Source organism: Aliivibrio sifiae (genome assembly GCF_002954715.1).
GTDB classification, from domain to species: domain Bacteria; phylum Pseudomonadota; class Gammaproteobacteria; order Enterobacterales; family Vibrionaceae; genus Aliivibrio; species Aliivibrio sifiae.
In genome coordinates, this window is the sequence record NZ_MSCP01000001.1 from 946,539 (window position 1) to 972,696 (window position 26,158).

23 protein-coding genes and 1 riboswitch are annotated in these 26,158 nt (G+C 39.7%); of the genes, 7 read left to right on the plus strand and 16 right to left on the minus strand.

The window, feature by feature from the left end:
- Position 1: 1 nt before the first annotated feature.
- From BTO23_RS04140 to BTO23_RS04155, 4 genes are all read right to left on the minus strand, one after another.
- The gene (locus tag BTO23_RS04140) at positions 2 to 505 is read right to left on the minus strand and encodes a CIA30 family protein (RefSeq protein ID WP_170066691.1); all 504 of its coding nucleotides are present in this window, start codon (positions 503 to 505) and stop codon (positions 2 to 4) included.
- 2 nt (positions 506 to 507) lie between these two features.
- The gene (locus BTO23_RS04145; protein ID WP_105063012.1) at positions 508 to 783 is read right to left on the minus strand and encodes a DUF3081 domain-containing protein; all 276 of its coding nucleotides are present in this window, start codon (positions 781 to 783) and stop codon (positions 508 to 510) included.
- Positions 784 to 952: 169 nt separating this feature from the next.
- Complete coding sequence (locus tag BTO23_RS04150) at positions 953 to 2,080, minus strand: zinc-binding dehydrogenase (protein WP_105063013.1); 1,128 nt, start codon at positions 2,078 to 2,080, stop codon at positions 953 to 955.
- Positions 2,081 to 2,166: 86 nt separating this feature from the next.
- Positions 2,167 to 2,850: a glutathione S-transferase family protein gene (locus BTO23_RS04155; RefSeq protein ID WP_105063014.1), complete on the minus strand. Its 684-nt coding sequence runs from the start codon at positions 2,848 to 2,850 to the stop codon at positions 2,167 to 2,169.
- A 376-nt stretch (positions 2,851 to 3,226) separates the two neighbouring features.
- Between BTO23_RS04155 and BTO23_RS04160 the strand changes: the two genes are divergently transcribed.
- Together BTO23_RS04160 and BTO23_RS04165 are read left to right on the plus strand one after the other, a co-directional pair.
- Positions 3,227 to 3,367, plus strand: a complete 141-nt coding sequence (locus BTO23_RS04160) for a DUF2256 domain-containing protein (protein WP_105063015.1) — start codon at positions 3,227 to 3,229, stop codon at positions 3,365 to 3,367.
- 37 nt (positions 3,368 to 3,404) lie between these two features.
- Entirely contained in the window at positions 3,405 to 4,976 is a 1,572-nt protein-coding gene (locus BTO23_RS04165) for a cryptochrome/photolyase family protein (RefSeq protein WP_105063016.1), read from the plus strand.
- A gap of 401 nt (positions 4,977 to 5,377) precedes the next feature.
- On the opposite strand, the gene BTO23_RS04170 is transcribed toward BTO23_RS04165, so the two are convergent.
- The 6 genes from BTO23_RS04170 to BTO23_RS21575 form a co-directional block, all read right to left on the minus strand.
- Positions 5,378 to 6,604: a dipeptidase gene (locus tag BTO23_RS04170; protein ID WP_061028775.1), complete on the minus strand. Its 1,227-nt coding sequence runs from the start codon at positions 6,602 to 6,604 to the stop codon at positions 5,378 to 5,380.
- A gap of 105 nt (positions 6,605 to 6,709) precedes the next feature.
- Positions 6,710 to 7,648, minus strand: coding sequence for a helix-turn-helix transcriptional regulator (locus BTO23_RS04175; protein ID WP_105063017.1), 939 nt, complete (start codon positions 7,646 to 7,648; stop codon positions 6,710 to 6,712).
- Positions 7,649 to 7,762: 114 nt separating this feature from the next.
- Positions 7,763 to 8,989 (minus strand): dipeptidase, encoded by a 1,227-nt coding sequence (locus tag BTO23_RS04180; protein ID WP_105063018.1) that lies wholly within the window; start codon positions 8,987 to 8,989, stop codon positions 7,763 to 7,765.
- A 275-nt stretch (positions 8,990 to 9,264) separates the two neighbouring features.
- Positions 9,265 to 9,516: a type II toxin-antitoxin system antitoxin HipB gene (gene hipB, locus BTO23_RS04185; protein ID WP_245922074.1), complete on the minus strand. Its 252-nt coding sequence runs from the start codon at positions 9,514 to 9,516 to the stop codon at positions 9,265 to 9,267.
- Positions 9,517 to 9,679: 163 nt separating this feature from the next.
- A complete protein-coding gene (locus BTO23_RS04190) occupies positions 9,680 to 11,164 on the minus strand; it encodes a carboxypeptidase M32 (protein WP_105063020.1) in 1,485 nt (494 codons plus the stop codon).
- A gap of 199 nt (positions 11,165 to 11,363) precedes the next feature.
- Positions 11,364 to 11,495 (minus strand): hypothetical protein, encoded by a 132-nt coding sequence (locus tag BTO23_RS21575; RefSeq protein ID WP_105063021.1) that lies wholly within the window; start codon positions 11,493 to 11,495, stop codon positions 11,364 to 11,366.
- A gap of 221 nt (positions 11,496 to 11,716) precedes the next feature.
- Here BTO23_RS21575 and BTO23_RS04200 point away from each other — a divergent pair, with 221 nt between their 5' ends.
- Positions 11,717 to 12,358 (plus strand): LysE family translocator, encoded by a 642-nt coding sequence (locus tag BTO23_RS04200; protein WP_061011359.1) that lies wholly within the window; start codon positions 11,717 to 11,719, stop codon positions 12,356 to 12,358.
- A 92-nt stretch (positions 12,359 to 12,450) separates the two neighbouring features.
- Here the strand turns inward: BTO23_RS04200 and BTO23_RS04205 are convergent, their stop codons facing one another.
- Together BTO23_RS04205 and BTO23_RS04210 are read right to left on the minus strand one after the other, a co-directional pair.
- Positions 12,451 to 14,136 carry a mechanosensitive ion channel family protein gene (locus tag BTO23_RS04205; RefSeq protein ID WP_105063022.1) on the minus strand — a complete coding sequence of 562 codons (1,686 nt, stop codon included), beginning with the start codon at positions 14,134 to 14,136 and terminating at the stop codon, positions 12,451 to 12,453.
- 387 nt (positions 14,137 to 14,523) lie between these two features.
- Positions 14,524 to 15,906, minus strand: a complete 1,383-nt coding sequence (locus BTO23_RS04210) for an alanine/glycine:cation symporter family protein (RefSeq protein WP_105063023.1) — start codon at positions 15,904 to 15,906, stop codon at positions 14,524 to 14,526.
- Between the two features lie 96 nt (positions 15,907 to 16,002).
- A riboswitch (glycine riboswitch) is annotated at positions 16,003 to 16,108 on the minus strand.
- A 301-nt stretch (positions 16,109 to 16,409) separates the two neighbouring features.
- Between BTO23_RS04210 and BTO23_RS04215 the strand changes: the two genes are divergently transcribed.
- The 3 genes from BTO23_RS04215 (at position 16,410) to BTO23_RS04225 (ending at position 19,004) form a co-directional block, all read left to right on the plus strand.
- Positions 16,410 to 16,568: a hypothetical protein gene (locus tag BTO23_RS04215; protein ID WP_105063024.1), complete on the plus strand. Its 159-nt coding sequence runs from the start codon at positions 16,410 to 16,412 to the stop codon at positions 16,566 to 16,568.
- Positions 16,569 to 16,643: 75 nt separating this feature from the next.
- Entirely contained in the window at positions 16,644 to 17,390 is a 747-nt protein-coding gene (locus BTO23_RS04220) for a hypothetical protein (protein ID WP_060991154.1), read from the plus strand.
- Between the two features lie 144 nt (positions 17,391 to 17,534).
- Entirely contained in the window at positions 17,535 to 19,004 is a 1,470-nt protein-coding gene (locus BTO23_RS04225; RefSeq protein WP_105063025.1) for an MATE family efflux transporter, read from the plus strand.
- Between the two features lie 92 nt (positions 19,005 to 19,096).
- Here the strand turns inward: BTO23_RS04225 and BTO23_RS04230 are convergent, their stop codons facing one another.
- Positions 19,097 to 21,757: an ExeM/NucH family extracellular endonuclease gene (locus BTO23_RS04230; protein ID WP_170066692.1), complete on the minus strand. Its 2,661-nt coding sequence runs from the start codon at positions 21,755 to 21,757 to the stop codon at positions 19,097 to 19,099.
- Positions 21,758 to 22,109: 352 nt separating this feature from the next.
- Here BTO23_RS04230 and BTO23_RS04235 point away from each other — a divergent pair, with 352 nt between their 5' ends.
- Positions 22,110 to 22,964, plus strand: a complete 855-nt coding sequence (locus BTO23_RS04235; protein WP_060991151.1) for a DNA ligase — start codon at positions 22,110 to 22,112, stop codon at positions 22,962 to 22,964.
- 67 nt (positions 22,965 to 23,031) lie between these two features.
- Here the strand turns inward: BTO23_RS04235 and BTO23_RS04240 are convergent, their stop codons facing one another.
- From BTO23_RS04240 to rbsB, 3 genes are all read right to left on the minus strand, one after another.
- Positions 23,032 to 24,033, minus strand: a complete 1,002-nt coding sequence (locus tag BTO23_RS04240) for a substrate-binding domain-containing protein (RefSeq protein ID WP_060991150.1) — start codon at positions 24,031 to 24,033, stop codon at positions 23,032 to 23,034.
- Between the two features lie 78 nt (positions 24,034 to 24,111).
- Complete coding sequence (gene rbsK, locus BTO23_RS04245) at positions 24,112 to 25,032, minus strand: ribokinase (protein WP_105063027.1); 921 nt, start codon at positions 25,030 to 25,032, stop codon at positions 24,112 to 24,114.
- Between the two features lie 195 nt (positions 25,033 to 25,227).
- Positions 25,228 to 26,109 carry a ribose ABC transporter substrate-binding protein RbsB gene (gene rbsB, locus BTO23_RS04250; protein WP_061002537.1) on the minus strand — a complete coding sequence of 294 codons (882 nt, stop codon included), beginning with the start codon at positions 26,107 to 26,109 and terminating at the stop codon, positions 25,228 to 25,230.
- Between the last annotated feature and the right edge of the window lie 49 nt (positions 26,110 to 26,158).

A 26,158-nucleotide genomic window follows, 5' to 3' on the forward strand; every position in this document is an offset into this window, starting at 1 on the left:
GTCACGTTGTAAACTGAATTTGGAATAGATTTAAGCTAAAGGCTTGCGTCTGCTTATCAGCAATTAAGAAGCCAACGTGTTTGATGTCGTTTGCGATAAGCTCAGGTGCTTCGTTGAGTAACCGTCCTCTAAAAACAGCCTGAAAGTCTGTTAAGTTAACTACTTTCTGCTGCGACTTTCCTTTTATGGTGGAAAACTCGTGTTTATAGTGAATGGATGAGCCGTCTTTCCACATTGTGAGTCTTAACTGGTAGGAGCGCCCATCACCAACGAACGTAAGTTTCACTGTGTTTACTTCTTTGGGGAGTGGTTCAAGCAAACGCTTTATTGAACTGAACCCCCCATTATTGACTAGCGATAATTCACCTTGAAATTGGCACGATTTGCCGTCATAAGTGAGTCGTCCAGTTGAAATACCACCCATAACATTATCATTTATGGCTAACCACTTTTGATGTTCGGTAGGTTTTGTTAAATCAATCATGTGGATCGCTTGTTCACTCATGTTTAACTCTCTCTATCGCAATGATTTGCTGTAATCATTGCTAAACATTGTTTGGTGAAATCAGAGTAGTTTGATGATTTTTCGAATTCTATTTTAAGTGAACCATGAAACATTAGCGTGACGGTAACATCTCTGTAGCCCAGCCAACAGGTGTAGCCATCATAATCATGCCATGTATACACTTCGCCCAATAAATATTTATTGTTTAATCGGTCGCCAGTCGAACGAATGCAATCGAACACTCTAAGAAACTCTTTAGTGGTAAGTCTGTTATCCATATACAACTCCTGTCTCATATACGATAGGAACAATTTTGTATCACTAAACTAACTACGATTAGGCACCACACTTAGATCACAAGAGTATGTCCGGCTATTAATTAGAAAAATGGATGCAGTTCAGTCTAACTGCATCCACTATCATTTAAACAACTGGTAGATCTTTAGATCATTTCTGAGGCGTAATTAAGTACTTTTCACCTGTTGCTTGTTTAGAATAAGCGGCCAATGACTGTAACTGCAACGCTTCTTGCAATGACACTTCATGCGTGTAGTGACTAGCAAAGGTGGTGGTGATTTCATCTGCAACACGCTTACGCATTGCCATTGCTGTTTTCGTTCCTAATTTCCCTAATGCATTGAATAGTAAGAATCCATTTACTCCCCAAGCAAAGCCAAAGTTACGATTTAACGTAATAGGGCCGCGATCTAATGCGCCATAAATATACACTTGCTTGAAAGTGTCAGATCCATAAACGCTGTGCTCTTTCATATCACGAGCTGCGGCAACTTCCATACAGTTAAGGATGTCACTGGTTAATTGACCGCCACCAATTGGGTCAAACGCAATCGTTGCTCCCGTTTCAATAATCGCAACCGTTAAATCAGTCAGGAAAGTCTCGCTACTTGAGTTAACTACATATTTTGCGCCCATATCACGCAATAATCTTTCTTGCTCTTCTTTACGTACAATATTAATTAAATCAACGCCATCGGTAATACAAATACGGTTGAGCATTTGGCCAAGGTTAGAGGCTGCAGCGGCATGAATGATGGCTTTATGACCTTCTGCACGCATTGTTTCAACCATTGCTAATGCAGTAAGCGGGTTAACAAATGATGACGCGCCTTCTTTCGCTGTCGTGCCTTCTTTTAATTCTAGGCAACTTTGCACATTAGCACATTTAAATTGACGGTAAGTCCCACCGCCAATTACTGCAACGGTTTTACCCATTAAGGCTTGTGCGGCAGGTGATGAGCCTGCTGCGATAACCGTTCCTGCACCTTCATTGCCAACAGGAATTGCTTCTCCTACGCGAACTTTAACTGCTGGCATAAATTGAGCAGGGATATCAGCCGTAATCGCTGGTTTATTTTCAGAGCCTGATTGTGCTGCAGTTGTCATATCAGCAGCACTGAACATTACTGCTAAGTCAGATGGATTTAATGGTGCTGCTTCAATACGAATAACAACTTCATCGGCATTAGGTTGTGGCATGTCGATGTCTTGCAAGGAAAGCGTTAGTTTATTGTCTTCGCTGATTGTTGAAATAAGTTGAATATTTGTATTTGTCATAGGGTTTCTCCAGAAAATAGTTACATTTTTTGAGCCAATAACGGTAGTGTGTTGGCATATTTTATTCGTTGTTTTATGACCAAGTGTTATTTAATTTTCGCTGCTTTAGCTTTAGCTTGAGCTTTTATCTTTTGGATAAACTCGGGCATGTTTGTTTGACGATCTGCTTCTATGCTTTTAGCAATGGCTGATTGACTCATTGTATTGTTCCATTCTTTCATTCCTGGCACCTCTGCAAGTATGTCCCAATCAAGTTGGCTAGAGCCAAACGTGCTAACAATGGTGTTTACGTAATAAACGTAAATATCAGCCATCGTTAATTGTTCTCCTGCAACCCAAGGTGAAAACTTGCACAACCTATTTAAAGCTGAGATCCCACGATGTAATACTTGGCGTACCTCTGCTTTTGTTGATTCTGGAACTTCAGTACCTAACAACACATAAGGTATAAATCGTCTGCTTGGCAGTTCAAAATACAATTCTGCTATCTTCATAATTTGGCGTACAACCGCACGTTCACCTGTGTTTTCAGGATACAGAGGTATTGAAGGGTATGTATCTTCGATAAAATCACAAATGACACTCGACTCTGAAATATGAAAGCCATCATCCATCGTGATAACAGGTACTTTTCCAGCCGGACTTATTGCGAGTAACTCGTCGCTACCACCGTAAATTAGGTTTTCTTGAAAGGGCAGTTGTTTGTATAGCAGTACATGTTTAATCAAGTTGTAATAGTTACTAGCCGCGAAACCGTGCAAAGTAATCATAAATCAGTTTTCCATCATTTAATGTGAAGATTGTAATCGTTAAGTTAAACGTATTATTACCTGTTTTAATTCGGTTATATATAAGGGGAAATGCGAATCACTATTGTCTTTTAAACAACAGTTAAAGAGGGAAGGAAAGAGGAGAGAGTGGAATTTGAGTTGTTATTCGGTTGTTTTGTGAACCATTGCGCTCCCTTTTACGTAATTATCTCAGTACATTTAATATTGAAAAACAGACCCAGCAATATGATCCAGATGGTCACTACACTAACAAGTGGCAAGCCGAAGAATAAGGATTACTCATAAGGTCGAGTCTTAAGCTCAAGGACTAATGGGTTAGGGCGTTATCACGACAGATTAGATCAGGCATAAAACGATGAAAAAATCACAGTTGCCAAAAAAGATATGCGTTGTTTGCCAGAGACCATTTAGTTGGCGAAAGAAATGGGAGCGAGACTGGCCAATGGTTAAATATTGCTCTAAGCGCTGTCGGTCTTCACGACATCAAAGTGAATAATAAATCCACATATGAAGATTTAAGATAGAGGATGATTATGAATGCCACCACTGACCGCTTACGACTCATTTTAGGTGACCAATTAAATGCCAGCCATTCATGGTTTCAACACACCGATCCACAAACGATTTACGTGATTGCAGAAATGCATCAAGAAACCGCCTATGTAAAACACCATGTACAAAAAGTGTGTGCTTTTTTTGCTGCGATGACCCAATTTGCAGCCGCATTAGAAAGTGCAGGGCATCGAGTGATGCACTTAACCTTGGACGATACGAAGCCATTTGAAAAAATAGACGATCTATTAAATCACCTTATTGCTAAACACCATATTACCCATTTTGAGTATCAACTCCCTGATGAATATCGTTTACGTGACATGCTCGATAAATACTGTTTGTCGTTAGAAATATCTTCTCAAGGTTATGAAAGTGAGCACTTCTTTCTCTCTGAAGCGAACATTGAAAAAGAGTTTAAGCCGAACCATCATCATCGTATGGAACCCTTTTATCGTAAAATGAGAAAGCGCTTTAATATTCTGATGGGTGAGGGGGAACCCGTTGCAGGCAAATGGAACTTTGATGGTGCAAATCAAAACAAATTAAAGGCAGGTGAGTTTGACAGTGTACCCACGCCATTATTATTCGCGAACGATGTCACTGATATTCTTAAGCGTCTAGAGCGTCATAATGTGACGATGATTGGACAAGCGAATAATCAACTATTGTGGCCAGTAAATCGGCAGCAGGCGAATGAGTTATTGGTGTTTTTCTGTCGCTATTGCTTACCGTTGTTTGGGAAGTTTCAAGATGCAATGACATGTAAGCTTGATGATATGCTAACGCAAAAGCAATGGAGTTTGTTTCATAGCCGTTTATCCTTTGCTCTCAATGCAAAAATACTCAGTCCTATGCAAGTGATTGATGCTGCTATTACGGAGTTTAATCAACGCCCAGATGCCATAGATATTGCTCAGATAGAAGGTTTTGTACGTCAAATTCTAGGGTGGAGAGAGTTTGTACGTGGGATCTACTGGCGCAATATGCCTGATTACCAAAACCTAAATGCACTTGAAGCGTCATTATCATTACCAAGTTGGTTTTGGACAGGAAAAACAAAAATGAACTGTATGCATCATGCAATACAACAGTCTCTTGATTTCGCCTACGCACACCATATTCAACGTTTGATGATAACCGGTAATTTTTGCTTATTAACAGGCATTAAACCTGACGAAGTAGATGAGTGGTATTTAGGGATTTATATTGATGCAATTGAGTGGGTTGAAATGCCAAATACGCGGGGCATGAGCCAGTTTGCAGACGGTGGTATTGTGGCCTCTAAGGCTTACGCTGCCAGTGGTAACTACGTGAATAAAATGAGTGACTATTGTCCTGACTGTCACTACAACGTAAAGCAGGTGAGTGAAGAGACAGCGTGTCCATTAAATGCGCTATATTGGCACTTTATGCATACACACATTGAGCAGTTTAATAATAATCCCCGCACCAGAATGGTCTATGCGAATTGGAAGAAAAAATCAGAAGAACAGCAGCAAGTTATCTTAGATAGAGCGAAACTGTTGCTATTGAATATTGAGGAGTTGTAAGTGTTTCTAACATATAGTTCAAGCTAACACGCTTTTGTCCCAAAACGTGTTAGGGAAGGAAAGAAGCTGTAGAAGTAACGAACGAAGAAAGGTAAGCGGCTATATTTGTTAAGTTGAGAAATGACTGCTTCTTGAGGTGAGAGATTAAAACTAGTTCACTTCGTCTCTAAGTAGAACTTCATTATCCAAAACAACATTTGTTGACCAGATGAAGCTTGCTCAAGCACTACTGAATTTATCAATAAAGTTCATGTAAGATTTTTTTATTTACAGTAATTTAGATGCATATTTGGAAATTAGAGTGATCAATCCAAGTTTCCTATTTGTGATGGTTGAATAATAAAACGCTCACATCATTATAGCTGTGAGCGTTATCTGTATGGCCTGGAATTAGTCCTGTTTTATTTCCATGTTTGCTCATAAACTCGCATTAAGTTGCCGCCGAATAGCTTAGCTAAATCATCATTTGAGTAACCCATTTCCCACAAGCTATCTACCACTCCTGCTATGTGTTTTGATAGCTCGGCACAGCCAGTAGAACCTTTATTAAAAGCATTAACCATGTAGCCGTTATCCGCATACTTATCTGGGTTGGCAATGGTGAAAGGCACGACTTTAGCTGTTGTCATCATATCATCGGTTGCGATACCCACATGATCAATGCCCGCCACTTGTACAGCACCATCAATCATTTCGGCAAATTGTTTAGGCGTAATATCTTCAGGCCAAACACCGTCCATCATCCACTCGGTTGCGGTCACCGCGATCACTCCGCCCATATCTGCGACGGTTTTTGCTTGCTCATCCGAAATCAGACGATAACACGCAGCTAGACGAAAATCGGGGTCATCTTTTTTCAGGTTCTTCTGTGCCATGCGCTTTTCTGTTTCCGTCAGCGTTTCATGTGGCTCACAACCATAAGTAGAGGCGATAGGTGAGTGAGAATAGATGACAGGCACACCTTTGTGATGCTTTTGCATGTAGTCTGTAATATCTTTGGTTGTGTAGTGAGAAGTATGAGAAAGATCAACGGTAATACCATGCTTAACCATCTCATCAAGTACTTCTTTACCAAACTCAGTCAAACCACTGGTATCTCCGTTGATCATTGAAATCACGCCAGAGCCGGTTAATTCGGTTTCATTGTATGTGAGTTGCATGGTTTTGACGCCATACTCAGCCATAACCGCTACATTTGCTGCGTTGCCCTCTAATGGCATGGTCGTTTGATTTGCCCACATAATGGCGTATTCACCGTTGTCATGCGCTTTTTGAAAGTCATCAACGGTTTTTACGTAACGAATTGGTGTGTTTGCCGCAGAGGAGGCTTTGGTCCATTTCCCATGCTCTGATTTAAAGGCAAGTAGGTTTGGCGTGTGCGGTGCACCAAGGGTAATAGAAGCGCCAGTAATGCCACGTTCATAAGCTAAATCAATGTAGTTTGCCACTTCTAAATCTTTGCTAAATCCTGTACCGCTTGGCGAAGCATAGAAGTCGAGCACAATATTGTCAGCGACGTATTGCTGAGCTTCTTTGGATGCGAATTGGTGCCAATCGTTGGTTTCAATTGATGCGTGTGCACTAAAGGTTGTTGCGGAGATTAACGTTGCGATTAGAAGTTTTTTCATCTGTTTATCCTCGAATTAGTTTACGAGTGCAAATATATCGATTTGAAATGCCAAAAATGTGCAGTTTGCGACAATGTGAGTAGGTGCGATGAATTGCTAAGGTTGTTAAGTCTGTTTAAGCCATTGCAGTGGCGTTGTGTTCTCAGATCTTCTAAAGGCTCGAATAAACTGAGAAGCATCAGAATAGCCAAGGTGCTCTGCCACATCAGATATGGATGCGTTGCGCTCAACTAAGACTCGTTTTGCAAAAGCGATGTTTAATGACTCTTTGATTTTTCGAAATGTACACCCTTCGCTCTTTAAGCGCCTTTGAATAGTGCGTTCATTCATTCCTATGATCTGGCTTAGCTGCTCTATAGAGAGGTCTTCTCGTCCGATATAGCCTTCAAGTACAGCAGAGATCTGGTCTGAATAATCGCGCTGTTTACTATGAAATGTCACGGGGTAAGTGCTACTGAGGTTTAATTCACGTTTAGCAGTCTGATTGTAGAAAAGAGCCGTGTAGTGTTGACCTAAGAACTGCGGCGTTCGGCTGTCGATGTTGAGTTGCTCAAGATCAGAGGCGTGGGGGTGCTTTAAGTAATATTTAATCGGTGCGTCTAACTGGGTGTCTATCCTTTTATAGTAACTGTGGGTGATGACTAACAAGTAGAGCTCAGACAAAAATAGAGGCTGGCTTTGGTGCGGAGCCTCAAGCTCTACAGAGTACGAGTTGCCGCTTTTATTTAAGGTAATTGAATTGACAGGTATAAGTTCTACAACTTGCTGTAATAATGGCTTTTTTTGGTTGTTGGTAGGTAGAATTTGCTCAATGAATCTTTCTGCTGAGTGTTGCATCAGTGCGATAAATTTTTCAGAGGGTAACTTATCATGCGCTTGTTCAAGTAACTTTGAGAAGGCAGAAAATGAAGTGAGTTGAGCAGAGCTTGTGTCCAAATAAATAGGAACGTTGGCGCTTTTCACTAATGGCCAGACATCTTTTACTTCACTCTTGAGAAACTCAATAAAAGTGATGACTGCGTATTTATGGATCAAAGGGATCAATTCACACTCTCCTGTCTCAAAGTTTGTGGTAGCTGTGACTATTTAGCGTACAAAACGCTCACAATGTTAGGTTGTGAGCGTTAGGTCTATGCTATGAAAAAGATGAGTTAAATTTTATTTCCATGTTTCCTCATAAACTCGTAATAGGTTACCACCGAATAGCTTAGCGAGATCAGCATTTGAATAACCCATTGCCCATAAGCTATCGACGACACCTGCGATGTGTTTTGACAGCTCGGCACAGCCCGTAGAACCTTTGTTAAAGGCATTAACCATGTAGCCGTTATCTGCATACTTATCTGGATTGGCAATGGTGAAAGGCACGACTTTCGCTGTTGTCATCATATCATCGGTTGCGATACCTACATGATCAATACCGGCGACTTTTACAGCGCCATCAATCATTTTGGCAAATTGCTTAGGTGTAATGTCTTCAGGCCACACACCATCCATCATCCATTCGGTTGCGGTCACAGCGATAACACCACCCATGTCAGCAACAGTTTTCGCTTGTTCGTCAGAAAGAAGACGGTAACAAGCGGCTAGGCGAAAGTCTGGGTCACCTTTTTTCAGGTTCTTCTTCGCCATGCGTTTTTCTGTTTCAGACAGAGTTTCATGCGGTTCACAGCCATAAGTCGAGGCAATAGGAGAGTGTGAGTAGATGACAGGCACACCTTTATGGTGCTTTTGCATGTAGTTAGTAATGCCTTGCGTTGTGTAATGAGAAGTATGAGAGAGGTCGACGGTAATACCGTGTTCAACCATCTCATCAAGTACCTCTTTACCAAAGTCAGTCAAACCACTGGTATCACCATTGATCATCGAGATGACACCAGAACCGGTAAGCTCTGTTTCGTTGTAGGTGAGCTGCATAGTTTTGACACCATACTCAGCCATAACCGCTACATTTGCTGCGTCACCCTCTAATGGCATTGTGGTTTGGCTTGCCCACATAATGGCGTATTCACCATTGTCATGCGCTTTTTGAAAATCATCAACAGTCTTAACGTAACGAATTGGTGTTTTCGCCGAAGAGGAGGCTTTTGTCCATTTTCCGTACTCAGATTTAAAGGCAACTAGATTAGGCGTATGTGGTGCGCCGAGAGTAACCGATGCACCAGTGATTCCACGTTCATGGGCTAAATCAATATAGTTCGCCACTTCTGAGTCTTTGGTGAAACCAGTACCGCTTGGAGAAGCGTAAAAGTCGAGTACGATGTTGTCGGCGACATATTTTTGTGCGTCTTTAGATGCAAACTCGTGCCAATCTTTGGTTTCAACGGATGCTGTTGCCGCTGTGGAGAGCGAGGCAATTGTCGTCGCAAGTAGTAATTTATGCATGGTAATCCCTTGTCCAATGTGTGTAATTTTTAATCGCTTCTTATTTGATTGTATTGAAATAGTTAATAATTTCAAATAAGTATAGAACACCATTTAATATATAAAGTGATATATGAGTTATAGTTTGAGGTTCGTCACTAGAGACTTCGGAAAGAGCTCGATGATCTTTATGTTCAACATTTATATCAGCATCGAATTGAAATTGATGCGCACCGTTTTTAGTTTAGTAAATTCTCCAACACGCTCACCATTCATGTATGAAGTTAATACAGCCATTACCATGCCTCATTGTCTAGATTGTCTTCGTGATTTGTTGGGACTTGCTCTTGAATAATGCAATGAACTTCTAATGTATGAAGGATCTTAAAGAGTATCTGTAATTGAGTCGTTTCAGGGTGATTCTCAAAGCTAGATAGCGTGGATTGTTTTATTCTAACTTTTTTAGCAAGCTCTGTTTGGGTCGGGTTGTGTTTGGTTCTAATAAGCTTTAAATGGTTAGTTAATTGCTTTGGATTATAAATCATCATACATCCCATCATATTATGTATATCCCCGATAAGGGATAAATCAGGACTAATCCCTTATCGGGGATAAAGGGATGCCCAAAAATCAAATACAAAAAATGGATGCAGCAGAACTACATCTATTTCTTCATTACTTAGAGTAAAGTAGCTAATTAATTTTTCGCTCTTATCCCAAATAACGCTTCTCTAAGTGCGCCTTAAAGAAGCTTGCATTCAGCACATCACCCGTTGCTTGCTTCACTAAATCATCAGTTGAGAATAATGATGCTTTGCTCCAGATATTGTCTGACAGCCAAGTGAAAATAAGGCTTAAATCACCGCTTAATGTGGCTTTTTCTACATCTACGGTTTGCTTTATCGCAGCCATAAATTGTGCAGCATACATTGCGCCTAGTGTGTAGCTTGGGAAGTAACCAAAACTACCATCTGTCCAGTGAATGTCTTGCATGCAACCGTTTTTGTAATTGCCTTTGGTGGTTAAACCTAGGTACTGCTGCATTTTGGCATCCCATAATTCAGGGATATCTTTATAGCCAATTTTACCGTTCATTAAATCACGCTCAATTTCATAACGTAAAATAACGTGAGCAGGGTATGTCGCTTCATCGGCATCTACACGGATAAAATCAGGGTTTACGCGTGTGTAGATTTTTTGCAGATTATCTGTCTTAAAGATTTTTTGATCAGCATTCACAAAGTTCTTTTGCACTAATGGAGACAGTTGAGAAATAAACTTAGCACTGCGGCCTAATTGCATCTCAAAAAATAAGCTTTGAGACTCATGAATACCCATTGAGCGAGCTTGACCAACAGCAAGGCCTGCAAATTCTTTTGGTAACCCTTGCTCATAACGTGCGTGGCCTGTTTCATGTACTGTACCCATTAATGATTGCACAAAATCGTTTTCATCATAACGAGTGGTAATACGAACATCAGTAGGAACGCCGCCACAGAAAGGGTGCATGCTTACATCAAGACGACCATGATTAAAATCGAAGTTTAAAAACTTCATCACATCTACGCTAAGTTGGCGTTGTTGCTCTGTCGGGTAGTGGCCATCAGGTAAGTAGATGGACTCAGTAGATTGTTTCTCTTGTATGTTTTGAATAAGAGTAGGAAGCCACGTTTTTACATCGTTAAATACCACATCAAGTTTTGCCGTTGTTGTGCCTGGTTCATATAAATCAAGCATGGCGTCGTAAGGCGTTAATCCTGAGATATTTGCTCGTATCTGCGCTTCTTCTTGAGAAAGGGCGACAACTTCTGCAAAATTTTTACTAAATCCTTCCCAATCGTTTTCTCCACGTTGAGTTCGCCATGCGTGTTCACATTTAGAACCCGCTAAAGATTGTGCTTGAACCAAGGCTTCAGGAAGGGCTGTGGATTGTTGCCATTTTAATTTCATTTCACGAAGGCTAGCTTGTTCGTTATCAGATAGAGACTCTGATTCTGCTTTATCAAACCATTCGGCCAGTTGTGGTGCATTGCCTAGTTGATGTAAATGAACAGACAGTTCAGCCATTGCTTCTGAGCGAGCTTCGTTACCGCCAGACGGCATTACTGCTGTTTGGTCCCATCCACAAATCGAACCTAAATGCTCGAATCGAGAAATTTTTAAACTATGTTCAACCAATTTTTGATAATGACTCATGGATATTCCTTCATTATTATTTTTTATTCGTGTTTTCATTGTTGATCGGTTTTACTTAGAAAGGAATGCTTCATGTATTTATAACGCAGTTTTTAAGACATAAAGGTTCAGTAAAATTCATGGTGAATATTTTTCTCAAAGTGCAGATAAAAAATACCCTGCAGCGAGCGAGGTAAGAAATTTATTTTAAATTAGGTGCTTAGCTGATTTTTACTGGCCAGCCATAAGATCGATACTCTTCGGCTAATGTATTTGCAATATCTGCTGATACGGTTGCTGAAATCCAGTTGCCAAAACCCATTACTTGATATTCAAATGTTACGTGATTCATTAATTTTCTCTCCCCGATTGATGCGCGTACTTTATCGGGCTTTGTTCTTAATAACTTTCGTATTAAGGTCAAATGGTTTGATATTTGGGTTAATTTATATAAATACGGTAAATAGATTAAATCTCGAAAAATGAATAGAGTAAATGTTCGATTTTATAAGTTGATTGAAATTAAGTAGTAATTAAAAGAAAACGAGATATATTAATGAAACTCACAATTAAATGGATATTCACGTGATTCTAGATTTTTGGGCATTTTTTATTGCCATTGTACTATTAACAATGACGCCAGGATTGGATACAGCTTTGGTGATCCGCAATACGACCCGTGGTGGTTGGAAAGATGGTATTACCTGCAGTTTGGGGATTTGTTGTGGTTTATTTGTTCATGCGACTATGTCGGCGATTGGTTTATCGGTATTGTTAGTAAGCTCTGCGGAGTTATTTACCGTTATAAAAACGATAGGGGCTGCGTACTTGATTTGGTTAGGCATTCAATCAATTAGAAGTACGTTTAAGCAACGTAAACAAACAACGAAAGTAAAAGCGATAAAAGAAAAGAAAGAATCGTTAACCTTGTCTTTTAAAGAAGGTTTTTTATCGAATATTTTAAACCCTAAAACAGCCGTATTTTATTTGGCTTTATTGCCGCAATTTATTAACCCTGAATATAATGCTTTTATTCAATCATTGTTGATGGCAAGTGTGCATTTTATCGTTGCTATGTTTTGGCAAGGTGGAATTGCATTGTTAGTTGAAAAAGCACAGGAATTAATGTCGAGCGAGAAAATGACTCACCGAATAGAAAGGGTAACAGGCAGCGTGCTTATCTTGTTGGGTGTGAATTTATTAGTATCTAAGTAGATTGTAAAAATAAGAATGCTATACCTGAAAATTTAAAATCATAGGTATAGCATTCTTTTTGTTTCATTTATTGAAACTGATAACTTGATGGGTTAACTGTCTTTATTGCGGACAGATTCAATCACGTTACTAATTTTTTCGGTTATTGGGTTTGGTTTCTTTGGTTTTTTTTCTTTTTTAGCAAAATGAACATGCACATCTTGTTGAGCAAAAGGAATTGAGATCCCTTCTTTATCAAAACGCAATTTCACTTCACGAGTGACATCCCAATAGACATCCCAATAATCATCGGTTTTAACCCAAGGACGAACGATGAAATCAACAGAAGAAGCGCCTAGAACGTGAACACGAATGTTTGGCTCTGGTTTTTTTAATGCAGCAGGGTGAGCATCGACAATTTCAGCTAAGATCTTTTCTGCTTTTTCGATACTGTCTTCATATCCAATGCCAAATACCATATCGACACGGCGTAATCGTTCATGCGTTACGTTTTTTATTACGTCTCCCCAAATTTTACTATTGGGTAAAATAATGATTTGGTTATCAAAGGTTTTGATCGTGGTATTTACCAAGCTCATTGAGCTTACCTTGCCAGTTACGCCACCTGCCTCAACCAGATCACCAACATCAAATGGACGATAGATAAGCAACATCATGCCCGATGCAAAGTTGGATAAGGTATCTTGCAATGCGAAGCCAATAATAATACCGGCAACACCAAAACCAGTTAGTACAGGGGCGAGATCTAAACCAACTTTAGAGAAGGCGATTAAAATACCAATAAAGTAAATTAACTTACTCGACATAGAGACAAAGAAGTCCTGCATCAATTTACTCATTCGTAAATGAGGTTGCACCACCGCTTTCAATACGACTTTACGAGTTAACTTCGCCAATAAACGTGTTGCAAATAGGATTAAGAAGAAAACAAAGAATTTAAGGAGTTGATCTGGTGCGTGTTTAAGTAGCCAGTTACTGCCAGATGAAATCCAGTTACTTAAAATGGCGGCAATAACAGGGAAGTTGAGAATATCTTCGGTTAGATTCCCCGTGGTAGAAAACAGTTGGCGTTTGTAATCGGTGGTATTGATGTTTAGTTGATCGGCAATGGCAATGAGTTTGGCTAAGCCATAGGTTGAATTAGATACTTTTCGTTCAAAAAAGAGATGCTCTAACGTGAGTGATGACTTTTCAGAATCAGAAGAGCGTTGAAGTTGGTCTGACAGTAGTTGTTCTCGGCTTGTATCAAAACTTAGTGACGCGGAAAGGAATTTGATTTTTTGATCAATAAATAGTTTATAAGCAACAAGCTGAGCGTCTGTTGATTGACCTAACGTAGTCAGCCATTGGTAGTTTTCTAATTGATCATTAAGAGAAAGGTAATAGTAATCTCTAGATTCTTTTAAGGTGTTTTGCAAAGCAAGTTTGTGCTCGATATCCGCTTTATCTAATTTTTCTTGTTTGTCTTTTATGTCTTTATCAAGATACGCGATAGCTCGTTCGGCATAGATTACTTGTCCTTCGACTTCTTTGATTAAAAGAGGGGTTGTGGTTTCATCATGGCGCTTAATTAAATCAGCGAGTACGGCTCGAAGTTGATTATTTTTATCGACTTGTTGAACTCGAATAACGGCAAGATCACTTCCAGAGAATGAAGACGCTTCTTTTTTTAATCGCACAACTTCATTATTGATTTTATTTAAATCAGCCAGATCTTGGGCTTCATTAGCAAAAGTGAAGGAACTAAATATAAGAAGGAACCAAATAAAGATACGCATAGAGCCTCTATTGCTTTGAAATGAAATTAAGCGGATAACCTACTTATTGTAGTGAAATATAAGGGAAAGTGGCAGAAGAACTTTTTAAGCGGCTGTCACAAAAATGAAAAAGCAGCCACTAAAGCTGCTTTTATCATGTTGCATTGTACTTTTATCTAATCAAGTTTTTTGTACTCAATGATTAATGCTTTGAAAAAGGAGAATAAAAATCCAATTACCATAACCAATAATATTGAGCCAAATATCAGAGTTAATATTTCCATATATCACCTCGTAAAGTAGCACTAAGTGAGTATATCAAATTTACAAGGTTCTGTTTGTTAACCTAGTTAAATAAATGTATCAAGATGTCTCTGGCTTAATGGCTAGAGACATCTTTAGTTAGCATTAAGCACGGTTTAAAATGGCTTCTTCTTCATTATTGCTTTGTTTATTAAAGAAAAGGTGAGTTTCTTCAATAATGATATGACGTAATGCGATTAAACCGATTAGATTAGGTATTGCCATCAAACCATTAACAATATCGGCAATGACCCAAATCGTATCAAGTTTCATATAAGCGCCTGAAGCCACTAAAGCAATGAAGATGACTTTGTACGGCAGAACCCCTTTATTACCGAATAGGTAGGTAACACAGCGCTCGCCATAATAGTTCCAGCCTAGAATGGTGGTAAAAGCAAAGAACATTAAACCAATAGAAACTAAGTAAGGACCAATTTGGTCTGAGCCTAGTCCTAAAGCAAAAGCCTGTGTTGTCATTAACGCACCAGCGGCATCGCCTTGCCAAACGCCAGTAACAATTAAGGTTAAGCCTGTCATGGTACAGATAATCACGGTATCAAAGAAAGTACCTGTCATTGATACTAAACCTTGTTTTACACAAGAATCTGTTTTTGCAGCAGCAGCAGCGATAGGTGCACTACCTAGACCTGATTCGTTTGAGAACACACCACGAGCGACACCCGATTGAATTGCTAGCATTATTGATGCGCCAACAAAGCCACCAGTAGCTGCTGAACCGGTGAATGCAGAGGTGATAACCAATTGAATAGCTGCTGGTAACGCTTCTATCTGCATGATAAGAACCGTTAGACAAGAAACTACATAGACTACAGCCATGGTTGGTACGACTTTTTCAGCTACTTTTGCAATAGATTGGATGCCACCTAAAGTAACAATAGCCACTAAAACAGTTAGGACTCCACCTGTTAGCCAAGCCGGTGCATTCATTGTTAACTGAGCTGAATCAACGATTGCATTGATTTGCGGAAAAGTACCGATACCAAAACAGGCAACGCCTAACGCGAATAATGCAAATAGCTTTGCTAGCCATTTATTACCCATGCCGTACTCAATGTAATACATTGGGCCGCCAACCATTTGGCCTTTACTGTCTGTTTTTCTATATTTTACTGCAAGTAAACATTCCGCGTATTTTGTCGCCATGCCAAATACAGCAGCCAGCCACATCCAAAATAGAGCACCAGGGCCACCCATTTTAATCGCGGTTGCCACACCGACGATATTACCCGTACCAATAGTGGCAGAAAGGGCAGTACATAAGGCTGCAAAACTAGACACATCGCCTTTACCTGTGCTTTGATTTTCTTCTTTTGAGAAGACCATTTTAAGCGCAGTTGGTAGGTGACGTAACTGGAAAATACGAAGTCGGAACGTAAAGTAGATACCTGTACCCACTAATAGCATCAACAGAGGTGGACCCCAGATGAAGTTATCGATAGTAACAAGCGTGTTGTGAAAGGTGTTCATGGTTTCCCCTTAATAAAGCATATAGTAAGGAGAAGAGAGAGTGGTGTACCAAAACCAAAAAATAGGCAATAGTATAGAGCCGAGATTAATCGGATCACTTTCTCCTCTGTCCTTTTGCCTGAGAGTTTCACCTTTATCATTTTTCAGATAAGGGCTTGCTCCTTCGGCGGCCGATTTAACGGCTCTCTCCAGAGATTCCTCCAACTACAGTCCTCACCTTATTCATAAAAATGAACTAGGCACCTGAAAGATTTACTTCTTCGGTGGGCGTTGCCAAATAATGGCCTTGCCGCTCTCCTGCAGTCTTCATCGGATCAACAAATTGTAAGCTACAAAGTAGCTAAGTCAGGTATGTTAGACAAGTCACATTTTTTTGTCATGCATTTTATTTACAATTTAGATAAAAATTGATCGAAATCGGTTTCTTTGTTCAAAATAACAACGATAACTCAAGTATTTACATGATTAAAGTATGCTAAAATAAATAAAAAGTGAGGTGTACTATGTTACGAATTGCTGTGATTATTTTATTGTTAGCTCTTTCAGCGTTACTGTTTAAGTACAGAGCAAATGAAAAGATCCAAAAATCGGTGGTGTATACATCGGTGATTGGAGTGGTTGTTTATGTGGCGTACGTCATGATTTCAGAGCTAATTCGATAAGTTGTCTTATAATTAACAAAATGTGTAGAGAACAAATCTATACTATTCACTATCTATAATGTTTGGGGTTAACGCGTGGGTGTAGAAAATCAGACCAGAACGACTGACGAGCATGATGAAGATGTCATCATTATCGAAGAAAAATCAAAAACGAGTCACTGGGTTGCCGGAGTGACACTAATTATTGGTGTTATTGCAGGTGGATTAATCGGTTCGAGTGTTTCAGATAATAAATGGTCTGATACTTATGCTCAGTTAGAAGCAAAAACTAAGCAATACCAAACAGAATTAAAGCAAGCCAATGTAAAAAGTACTGAAGTTGATGTATTGATTGAGCAAGAAAAACAACAAGCACTTGAAGAACAAAAGAAAACGCTTGATGAAGAAAAAGCACAAGCTATTGTGACAGAATCAAAAAAACAAGCATCGATAAAAAAAGAAGTGGGCGCCTTAAAATCGCAGAACGCTTCATTAGGTATGCAAGTTGAAGAGCAAAATAAACAAATCGATAAATTGACGAATCAAGTTGATTTGCAGATCACTATGCTTTCTCGTGCGAAACAATTATTTCAGCGTCAGCTTCAATTAAAAGAAGAAGCGAGTAATTTAGAAGTTAAAATCGAAGTTACAATGGCAAATGAAAAGCAGCTAGAGAAAGAGTGTGCTGTTTATCTTGAAGGTAAGAGCTGGGATGTGAAATCGGATGTATGTAAGCGACAAGAATTGGCAAAGAAAAAAATAGCCGGATACAACGATGAGCTTCAGCTTTTGCAAATGGACATTAAAGAAATCGATAGCATCAGTGATGATCTAGGTATGTAGGTCGGTTTACTTTAAAGAAAAGCTACAGGATATTGTGGCTTTTTTTATACCTTTGATTTGTAGTGATAATAGTTTTCATTAGCTTTTTTGGGGAAATGCATAGAACGATGGCACCGTATAGTTTGATATTGAAGGAGAACAAGAATGAGCAGTCAAACGGCTAAGTTTGTCCAAGGCTCGACAATGCGTCATATTTTAGTGATGTCAGGAACGGCCTCTATCGGTTTAATGGCACTGTTTGTTGTTGACTTGCTAGATATGTTTTTTATTAGTTTATTAGGGCAGGTTGAACTGGCGGCGGCAATTGGGTTCGCTGGGACTATTATCTTTTTTTCTACGTCTGTATCTATTGGTTCTTCAATTGCGATGGGGGCTTTGGTATCAAAAGCTCTAGGTGCAAAAGAAAATGAGAAAGCAAAACAGCTAGCCTCAAGCACGCTTGTTATTGCATTTATTGTTAATAGCATTGTTACGATCACTATGTTTTGCTTCATTCCTGAATTACTCGCGATGATAGGCGCAAAAGGAGTGGTTGCTGAACGTGCACAAGCATACCTTTCGATTCTTTTACCAAGCACGCCATTGATTGCAATTGCGATGGCTGCGGGAGCCGGTTTAAGGGCTGTCGGGGATGCAAAGCGTTCGATGCTAGCAACGTTATATGGTGGCATTGTTAATGCGATTTTAGATCCTATTTTCATCTTTGGGTTTAATATGAATGTGGAAGGGGCGGCGATTGCTTCTGTTATTTCAAGAGCGACGGTATTGGCTTTTTCACTGTACCCGTTAATTGTGACACATAAACTGATTTCTTTGCCTAAGTGGGCTGATATTAAGCATCATTCTCCGGCTATTTTTACGATTGCGGTCCCTGCCATTGTGACTAACACGGCAACGCCTATTGGTAATGCAATTGTTACGTCAACATTAGCGCCGTTTGGTGAAGATTTTGTTGCCGGCTTTGCGGTAATTGGACGGTTAATCCCAGTGACCTTTGCCGTTATTTTTGCGATGTCAGGTGCGGTTGGGCCTATTATTGGGCAAAACTACGGTGCTGAGCGAATCGATAGAGTGAAAGATACATTGAGGAACTCGCTATTCTTCTCTTCAATCTACTGTATTGGGGTATCTTTAATTTTATATGTGCTTCAAGATCAAATCATAAGTGCCTTTAATTTGGTTGGTGATGCCGCCTTGATTATGGCTACGTTTTGCACTGTGGTGGCAATTACCTTTATTTTTAATGGTGCGATGTTTGTCGCTAACACCTCATTTAATAATTTAGGTAAACCTCTGTATTCAACGGCTCTTAATTTGAGCAAAGCAACCATTGGTACGTTACCATTTGTGTATTTTGGTGCTCAATGGTTTGGTGGGTTAGGCGTATTGTATGGTCAGGCATTAGGTAATGTTGTGTTTGGTATTATTAGTATAATTGTATTGAGAACGCACGTTATTTATATGGTGAAAGAGCATTGCCAGAAAGTATGTACTGAAGACTCATTGGCTGATATTAGCGTTACCATGACTCCGTTTTGTAATAATGATGCGGTAATAATGCAAAGTGGTATTGAGAATGAAGAAAAATTAGAAAAACCTTCTCTTTCTGGTTAAATAGTTAAAGGTTTAATACATAAAGATGGTGGCTCTGTATGCTTGATATTTGAGATACAGAGCCACCATTTTATTTGCTATGGTATTGAGTATTAGCTTCTTTTAACTGTTTTTCTACGTAAGAAACCAAAACCGAATAAAGAAACTAAAGCGAATAAATTGAACGACGCTGCTTTTTCATACTCAAGTGAGATAACGATAGGATCATGATCCGAAGCAGAATACATGTCATTGTATTTCACCATGTCACCTGTGTATTTTGAGCTGTATTCAAATAAGTTACTTTCTGCTGCATTGATATGCCAATCTTCAATTTCTGTTACTCGATCAGCCAGTGATTCATTTGCTAATGCGTGATCAAGATTTCCTAGTTCACCTGAATAGGTATAAGAGAAGGTCTCTGTTCCGTGTAATAGTGTATTGAGGTTTAGGTAGCCATAACCTTGGGTAATTTGACTGCCAGTTTCTTCATACGGAAGCGGATTACCTTCGGCATCATTCCCCAATGTAGTATGAGAGGCTGTGAAGATAGTGCGGTCATATTTTTCTGGACTGTAATCTGTCAATGTCAGTAGTGGATCTTCCATCCCGTAGGCATTCATATCGCCTAATATAAGAACATCACCTTCAACAGTACTTAGCTCGTCACCAATGGCTTTGGCTGCAGATACTCTAAAGCGATTACAGTTGCCTTGTAGATCGGCAGGATCACTGTCTTCTTCGAAGTTCTGCCATTGCTCAATACACTCAGAGCCTTTCGATTTTAAGTGATTAACAACAACTGTTAAAGGCTCTTTTGCTTCTTTAACAATGAATTCTTGCACTAAGCTGTGACGTTGGTATTTATCATATGCAGGATTAAACTCAATGATGCCTTTGTTATCACGAGTGACGGTATTCTCAGCAACGTGTTGTTCCGGTGTTTTGATTACTCGTGCTTTTCCTTCTAGTTTCACTTCGCTAGGACGGTAAAGTAGGGCAACCATAATGGCATCAGAGCCTAAATATTCACTTTGATATTTATCAGCGGCTTCAATTTCAACGAATTTATAATGATCTTTTTCATCTTCAAAGTTGGCATTTAGTGCTTTGGTTAGATCATAAATAGCACTGTTTTTACCAAAGCCGTTGTTTTCAACTTCCATTAAACCAATGATGCCTGCATCAATGGCCGTTAGAGCGGCAATGATTTTTGCTTGTTGCACCGCAAAGTCATCGGCATTTACCGCGCCACGGTTTTGACCTGTTGGGTTGGCATCGCCGTTCGTAGCGACTGAAGTAAAGTAGTTTAAAACGTTAAAGCTTGTGATGGTTAAATCTTCATCTTCAATGCTTGGTTCATCAGTTCGTTCTACGTTGAATAGCGTGTCGCCATCCGCGTTAAACGCTTTAGTAATGATGTTTTCTTGTGTGATTGTATTGGTCGCGACTAATCGATATTGACCATAAGAATAAGCAATGACACCTTCTAAGCCTTCAATACGAGCGCCTAAACGAAGATAAGAATCTGCGCTGCCATCTTGATCTATATCTGAGGAAAAATCAGGGAAGTAAGGGACTTTTCCGTTCGCTGCTTTATTGTCTGATTCAATGGTAATTTGGCGTTTAACGTTATCTTTCGCTAATTGAATTGCTTCAGGGCTTTCTGCTGCAAACAGTTGGGTAGGCTTAAATAAAGGCTCACCATGGGAAAGTACCATGTTGTTGCGCTTGCTCCCATAATCAAAACTGAAATTACGGGTGATACGTAGATCTGAATGAGATGTCAGTTTTACTTTCATCCCTTCGTGGCGCTCTAATGCATCTGCAAGTGTTTCACCTTCATTAATGACTAATTCATTCACTTGTGCAGGGGATTCAGTCCTTTGAACAATATAGTTATTGGTGTCAGGCTTTAATTGTGTTTGGTTATAATACTCTTGTACTTTTGCTTTCACACATACAATAGCACCCGGTTGAATATCTTGTGCTGGGGCACTACCAGTACTGACAAAAATACCTTCAGAGCTATTTGAATCATGATCATCATTTAAGCCTTGTAGATAAAAACCTTTTAATAAGCTTTCACCACGAGCTGTGACAATACCTTGCACAAAATAGTCATCATCAGAAATGAAGCCACTTGTGATTAGTGGTGATTTATCGCTCGTTCCTTGAATTGCGTTGATTTCAGTAAAGGCTGGTGTATTACCAGAATCTGTTTCACAAGAAAACGGTGGTGGTGGTGTTACACCTTCTTGGTATGAGCCTAAACCATCAATATTGTCTTTTGGCTTTTCAAGCCACATGTTGGCATCAAATGTTGTACTTGGCGTTTGAACGGCACGTACAAAACTTTTGTCTTTGCCCCAATCAACGTCATCATCAATACCAATTCGGTCATGCTCTGCACCGTCTTTAAATAGCATGTATGTTTCATCGCCATTATGGTTGACGATGCTTTCCATACTGTCGGTTACGGCTTTTATCTCATCAGAAGCTCGGCTATTTGAAATTACATAAACACTTTTTGCGTTCAGTGTTATTGCGGATAGATCGAGATCATTTTTCCATTCATTTAATCCGTTGTACTTAGATTTAAGAACATAGCCAGAAAGAGAGACTGGGTTATCTCCCGTATTACTGATTTCTAACGATTTATTGTAGCTTCCGCCTTCAACGTACTGAGAAATAATAATTTCTGCATAAGCATTACCAGAGAGCGCTAAACCAATAGCCATAGCAAGAGAGGTTTTTAACTGAGTTGTTTTCATTTCACTGCTTTCCATAGTCGTTGTTATATGAATTAAAAGTTTATTTATAAAAACTATCGATTAAAGCTCTCACATTGATATGTCATATTCATTACCTTTACATTAAGAGTGGGATCTAAATCGGCTTGAAGAGGTGTAAATTTGGCAGAGGTCAATTAAATAACAAGATCAGTAATAGTGGGTATTTAGACAGGTTTCTATGGTATAAGACAAAATTGAAAATTATTAATTTTAACGCTTACATTGATTGTGGATATGAGTCGAAACTGTATGAATTTATGATAAAAAGAGCTAATGAAACTCCGATTGACATGTAATTATAAAAAATATCACTATTTATAGGCGCGCTTTAATGAAGAAGACCACTCTTTCTGTTTTGATTTCCATAGGATTAATATCAACTCCTGTTTTTTCACATGATGAGCCAAATACAGCGTCTATTGCAGTTTCTTTGGCGAACAGCTACGAAAAAGGGCTCGACATTGATGCGTATTGGGCAAGTGAAAAATTAGATGGAATAAGAGCTTATTGGACGGGAACTGAGTTACTTACTCGTAAGGGGCATACTATTGTGGCACCTGATTGGTTTATTGAATCACTACCAAAACATGCGATTGATGGTGAGCTATGGGCTGGTCGAGGAGGCTTTCAACACGTAGCAAGAACAGTTCTAGATAGCCAGCCAGACGATAAACAATGGGCTGATATTCGTTTTATGATGTTTGATTTACCACAATCGACGGGCATGTTTTCAAAGCGCTACTATGAATTAGAAGCGATTGTTAATCAGTTAAACCAACCACATTTAAAATTGGTTGAACATTATCCTATCAGTACTGAAGAAGCCCTTTTAAAAGCGCTAGAAGATATTTCAAGCCAGAATGGTGAAGGACTGATGTTAAGAAAAATTGCGGAGGAGTATCGCCCGGGACGCAGTGATGATTTGATTAAAGTAAAGAAACACCAAGATGATGAAGCCATTATTGTTGGTTATACCGATGGAAAAGGAAAATTTCAAGGCATGGTTGGGGCATTAATATTAAGAATGCCTAATGGAAAAGAATTTAAAATTGGCAGCGGTTTAAGTCTTGCTGTAAGAGAGAATCCACCAGCATTAGGGGCACAAGTGACTTATCGTTACAATGGATTTACTGACAGTGGGATCCCTAAATTTGCGAGATATATTGCAGTGCGAGAAGGGTATTAATAGAGCACTTCGGGGGAAAGGTGCTCTATTTTTACGGGATATATAATGTATCTATAAAATAGGGAACTTATAAAGCTTTAACGCTATCGCGGATCATAAGTGTTGGTTCTAATTGAAACACTCGGTTGGTTTCTGATTTTGTTGCGATTTTTTCTAGTAGAGAATCAACGGCTTGTTGACCTAAGCGATGTTTTGGTTGATGAATTGTCGTTAATGATGGTGTGATGTATTTTGCCATTTTAATGTCATCGTAACCAACAATAGAAATATCATTGGGAACAGAAATGCCTTTTTTACTCGCACAGTTGATCATTCCCATTGCCATCATGTCATTACAAACAAATAATGCGGTTGGTAGTTTTCCTCTTGCATGAAGTTCATTAAATGCGCTTTCACCACCTTCACACTCAAAGTCACCTGAAGCGATCCATTGTTTGTTGATCTCTAATCCAGACTCTTCCATTGCTTGCACAAATCCGCTTAAACGTTGCTGCGCTTGCAGTTTGTTTAATGGGCCCGTTAAGCAACCAATTTCTTTGTGGCCTTGTTCAATCAAATGTTTTGTTGCTAAGTAACCACCATGATGCGAGTTATCTTGGATCTTATCACTTGGGAAATCAATTAAGCCCCAATCCATAACAACGGTTGGAACGGCTTGATAACGAGAGAATAGTTCAAGTACTTGGTTTTCAATCTCAGTACACATCAACAATAAACCATCAACACGCTTTTGCAGTAGGGTATCTAAACTTGAATGAACACGTTTTGCATCGCCTTCGGTATTGCATAAAATAAGGTTGTAACCCATTTCATAGCAACGTCGTTCTACGCCTTTTACGACTTCACCAAAGAAAGGGTTGGTAGAGGTAGTAACGAGCATTCCAAAGGTTTTTGTATGATTGACTTTTAAGCTGCGAGCGAGTGCTGATGGTGCATAGTTTAGCTCTGTAACAGCAAGCGCAACACGCTCTGAGATGTCTTCACTGACAAAACGTGTTTTGTTTAATACATGACTGACGGTAGAAGTTGAAACTCCTGCATGCTTGGCTACATCTTTGATTGTTGCCATAAATTCAATCCTTGTGATGCCTTTACTTAAAATAAATAAAGGCACGAAAATAGAGACAGGTCGTGTTCAATGTGACCTTTAATGATGCTCTAATAGAAAACGTTCGACTTCCGTAATAGAAGGGATAGACGTTTGAGCACCCATTCGTGTAACTGAAATAGCGGCGGCAGCATGAGCGAATTTAATGGCATCATCTAATTTGCGACCAGATTGTAATCCTGTTAAAAACGCGCCATTAAAAGTATCGCCAGCACCTGTTGTGTCGGTTGCTTGAACTCTAAAGCCTTCAACTTGGCGGCCTTTACCATCTTGGCTGATCCATACCCCTTTGCTACCAAGAGTGATCATCACCGTTTCAATGCCTTTAGCATGAAGCGCGTCGGCAGCCTGTTGAGCACTTGCCATATCTGTCACTTCAATACCTGTTAATAATTCAGCTTCTGTTTCATTAGGCGTAATCATATCAACAAGTTGTAATAAGTCATCACTTAATTGGTGAGCAGGGGCAGGGTTTAATACAACCTTTGTGCCTGCTGCTTTTGCAATTTGTGCTGCTTTTTCTATGGTTTCAATCGGTGTTTCAAGCTGCATTAATAGGGTATCAGCTGCTTCGATTAATCCGTGGTGAGGAGCGATACGATCTGCCGTTAGTCGTGCGTTCGCTTCAGCAGAAATACAGATACTGTTTTCACCTGTTGCTGCCACTTGGATCATCGCGATACCTGTTGGGGTGTTTTCTTCAATCATCACACCTTCAGTATTAATGCCATCGAATTTAAACGCTTCAATCATTTGGTGACCAAAACTGTCATCACCTACACTTGCAATGAAAGCAATATCAGCTCCTAAACGTGCTGCAGCAACCGCTTGGTTTGCGCCTTTACCGCCAGGAATAACAGAATAGCTGTGACCGTGTAACGTCTCTCCCGGGCGAGGGAAAGAAGCAACTTGAAGAACGTGATCTGCGTTTACGCTACCTAAAACAACTAATTTATTCATAATGTGCCTTTGTTTCTTATCTGTGACCGGAATATGGTCTTAAAACATATGGGTAAATGGTTGTCTAACAGGTTTAGTTATATAACTTCATTTAACGATACGTTTTAGCAGTGTCTTATTCTTTGAGAAGAGTGGAGCATCGGTACAATTTAGTTGTGAGCGTACCAATGCCCCAGTTTTATTTATTAAGCTATCTTATTTTTTTGCGATAACTTTCAGGTCAACAGGGATGTATTTCTCTACTGTTTCACCTTTAAGTACTTTAACCGCCGTTTCAACACCAAGTGCACCGATTAGGTCAGGTTGTTGTGCGATAGTTGCACCAAGTAGGCCACGGTTAACCGCTGCAATACCATCTTCAGTACCATCAAAACCTACGATTAACACGTCTTTTCCTGATGCTTGAACAGCACGTAGAGCACCTAACGCCATTTCATCATTTTGAGCAAATACCGCTTGAACATCAGGGTTTGCTGCAATCATGTTTTCCATTACGTTAAGACCTTTAGTACGGTCAAAATCAGCAGGTTGGCTACCAAGTAGAGTTAAATCACCGCTGTTTACTGTTTTCATGAAGCCTTCACCACGTTCACGCGCAGCCGATGTACCAGCAATACCTTCAAGTTGGATAACGCGTGCTTTTTCGCCCACTTTTTCCATGATGTATTTGCCTGCCATTTCGCCACCAGCAACGTTATCTGAAGCAATGTGACTTACAACATCACCACGGCTTGCACCACGGTCAAGAGTTAGGACTGGGATACCAGAGCGGTTAGCCATACGAATCGCATTTGATACCGCGTCAGAATCTGTTGGGTTAATTAGAATTGCTTTTACGCCACGAACCGTAAGATCTTCAACATTTGAAAGCTCTTTACTTGGATCGTTTTGAGAATCCAGAACAATCAGTTTGTAGCCTAGGTCTTTTGCTTTTGCTTCAGCGCCTTCTTTCATTGTCACAAAGAATGGGTTGTTTAAAGTAGAGACGACCATCGCCATTGTATCTTGAGCCGAAGCTGTTGATGCAAAAGAGGCAGAAAGTAGTGCTGCAGAGATTAGGGTTGCTAACTTTTTCATTCTATATTCCTTATAAGGGTGTAGGGCGGCACAAGTCAAACATGGTACG

Excerpts from the sequence above, each read along its gene's own strand:
- BTO23_RS04165 (WP_105063016.1), top strand. The coding sequence starts at position 3,405 with ATGAATGCCACCACTGACCGCTTACGACTCATTTTAGGTGACCAATTA.
- BTO23_RS04230 (WP_170066692.1), bottom strand. The coding sequence starts at position 21,757 with ATGAAAACAACTCAGTTAAAAACCTCTCTTGCTATGGCTATTGGTTTA.
- BTO23_RS04160 (WP_105063015.1), top strand. The coding sequence starts at position 3,227 with ATGAAAAAATCACAGTTGCCAAAAAAGATATGCGTTGTTTGCCAGAGA.
- BTO23_RS04200 (WP_061011359.1), top strand. The coding sequence starts at position 11,717 with ATGGATATTCACGTGATTCTAGATTTTTGGGCATTTTTTATTGCCATT.
- BTO23_RS04235 (WP_060991151.1), top strand. The coding sequence starts at position 22,110 with ATGAAGAAGACCACTCTTTCTGTTTTGATTTCCATAGGATTAATATCA.
- rbsK (WP_105063027.1), bottom strand. The coding sequence starts at position 25,032 with ATGAATAAATTAGTTGTTTTAGGTAGCGTAAACGCAGATCACGTTCTT.
- BTO23_RS04155 (WP_105063014.1), bottom strand. The coding sequence starts at position 2,850 with ATGATTACTTTGCACGGTTTCGCGGCTAGTAACTATTACAACTTGATT.
- BTO23_RS04180 (WP_105063018.1), bottom strand. The coding sequence starts at position 8,989 with ATGCATAAATTACTACTTGCGACGACAATTGCCTCGCTCTCCACAGCG.
- BTO23_RS04210 (WP_105063023.1), bottom strand. The coding sequence starts at position 15,906 with ATGAACACCTTTCACAACACGCTTGTTACTATCGATAACTTCATCTGG.
- BTO23_RS04150 (WP_105063013.1), bottom strand. The coding sequence starts at position 2,080 with ATGACAAATACAAATATTCAACTTATTTCAACAATCAGCGAAGACAAT.
- BTO23_RS04205 (WP_105063022.1), bottom strand. The coding sequence starts at position 14,136 with ATGCGTATCTTTATTTGGTTCCTTCTTATATTTAGTTCCTTCACTTTT.
- BTO23_RS04140 (WP_170066691.1), bottom strand. The coding sequence starts at position 505 with ATGAGTGAACAAGCGATCCACATGATTGATTTAACAAAACCTACCGAA.
- BTO23_RS04240 (WP_060991150.1), bottom strand. The coding sequence starts at position 24,033 with ATGGCAACAATCAAAGATGTAGCCAAGCATGCAGGAGTTTCAACTTCT.
- BTO23_RS04225 (WP_105063025.1), top strand. The coding sequence starts at position 17,535 with ATGAGCAGTCAAACGGCTAAGTTTGTCCAAGGCTCGACAATGCGTCAT.
- BTO23_RS04145 (WP_105063012.1), bottom strand. The coding sequence starts at position 783 with ATGGATAACAGACTTACCACTAAAGAGTTTCTTAGAGTGTTCGATTGC.
- hipB (WP_245922074.1), bottom strand. The coding sequence starts at position 9,516 with ATGATGATTTATAATCCAAAGCAATTAACTAACCATTTAAAGCTTATT.
- BTO23_RS04190 (WP_105063020.1), bottom strand. The coding sequence starts at position 11,164 with ATGAGTCATTATCAAAAATTGGTTGAACATAGTTTAAAAATTTCTCGA.
- BTO23_RS04215 (WP_105063024.1), top strand. The coding sequence starts at position 16,410 with ATGTTACGAATTGCTGTGATTATTTTATTGTTAGCTCTTTCAGCGTTA.
- BTO23_RS21575 (WP_105063021.1), bottom strand. The coding sequence starts at position 11,495 with ATGAATCACGTAACATTTGAATATCAAGTAATGGGTTTTGGCAACTGG.
- rbsB (WP_061002537.1), bottom strand. The coding sequence starts at position 26,109 with ATGAAAAAGTTAGCAACCCTAATCTCTGCAGCACTACTTTCTGCCTCT.
- BTO23_RS04170 (WP_061028775.1), bottom strand. The coding sequence starts at position 6,604 with ATGAAAAAACTTCTAATCGCAACGTTAATCTCCGCAACAACCTTTAGT.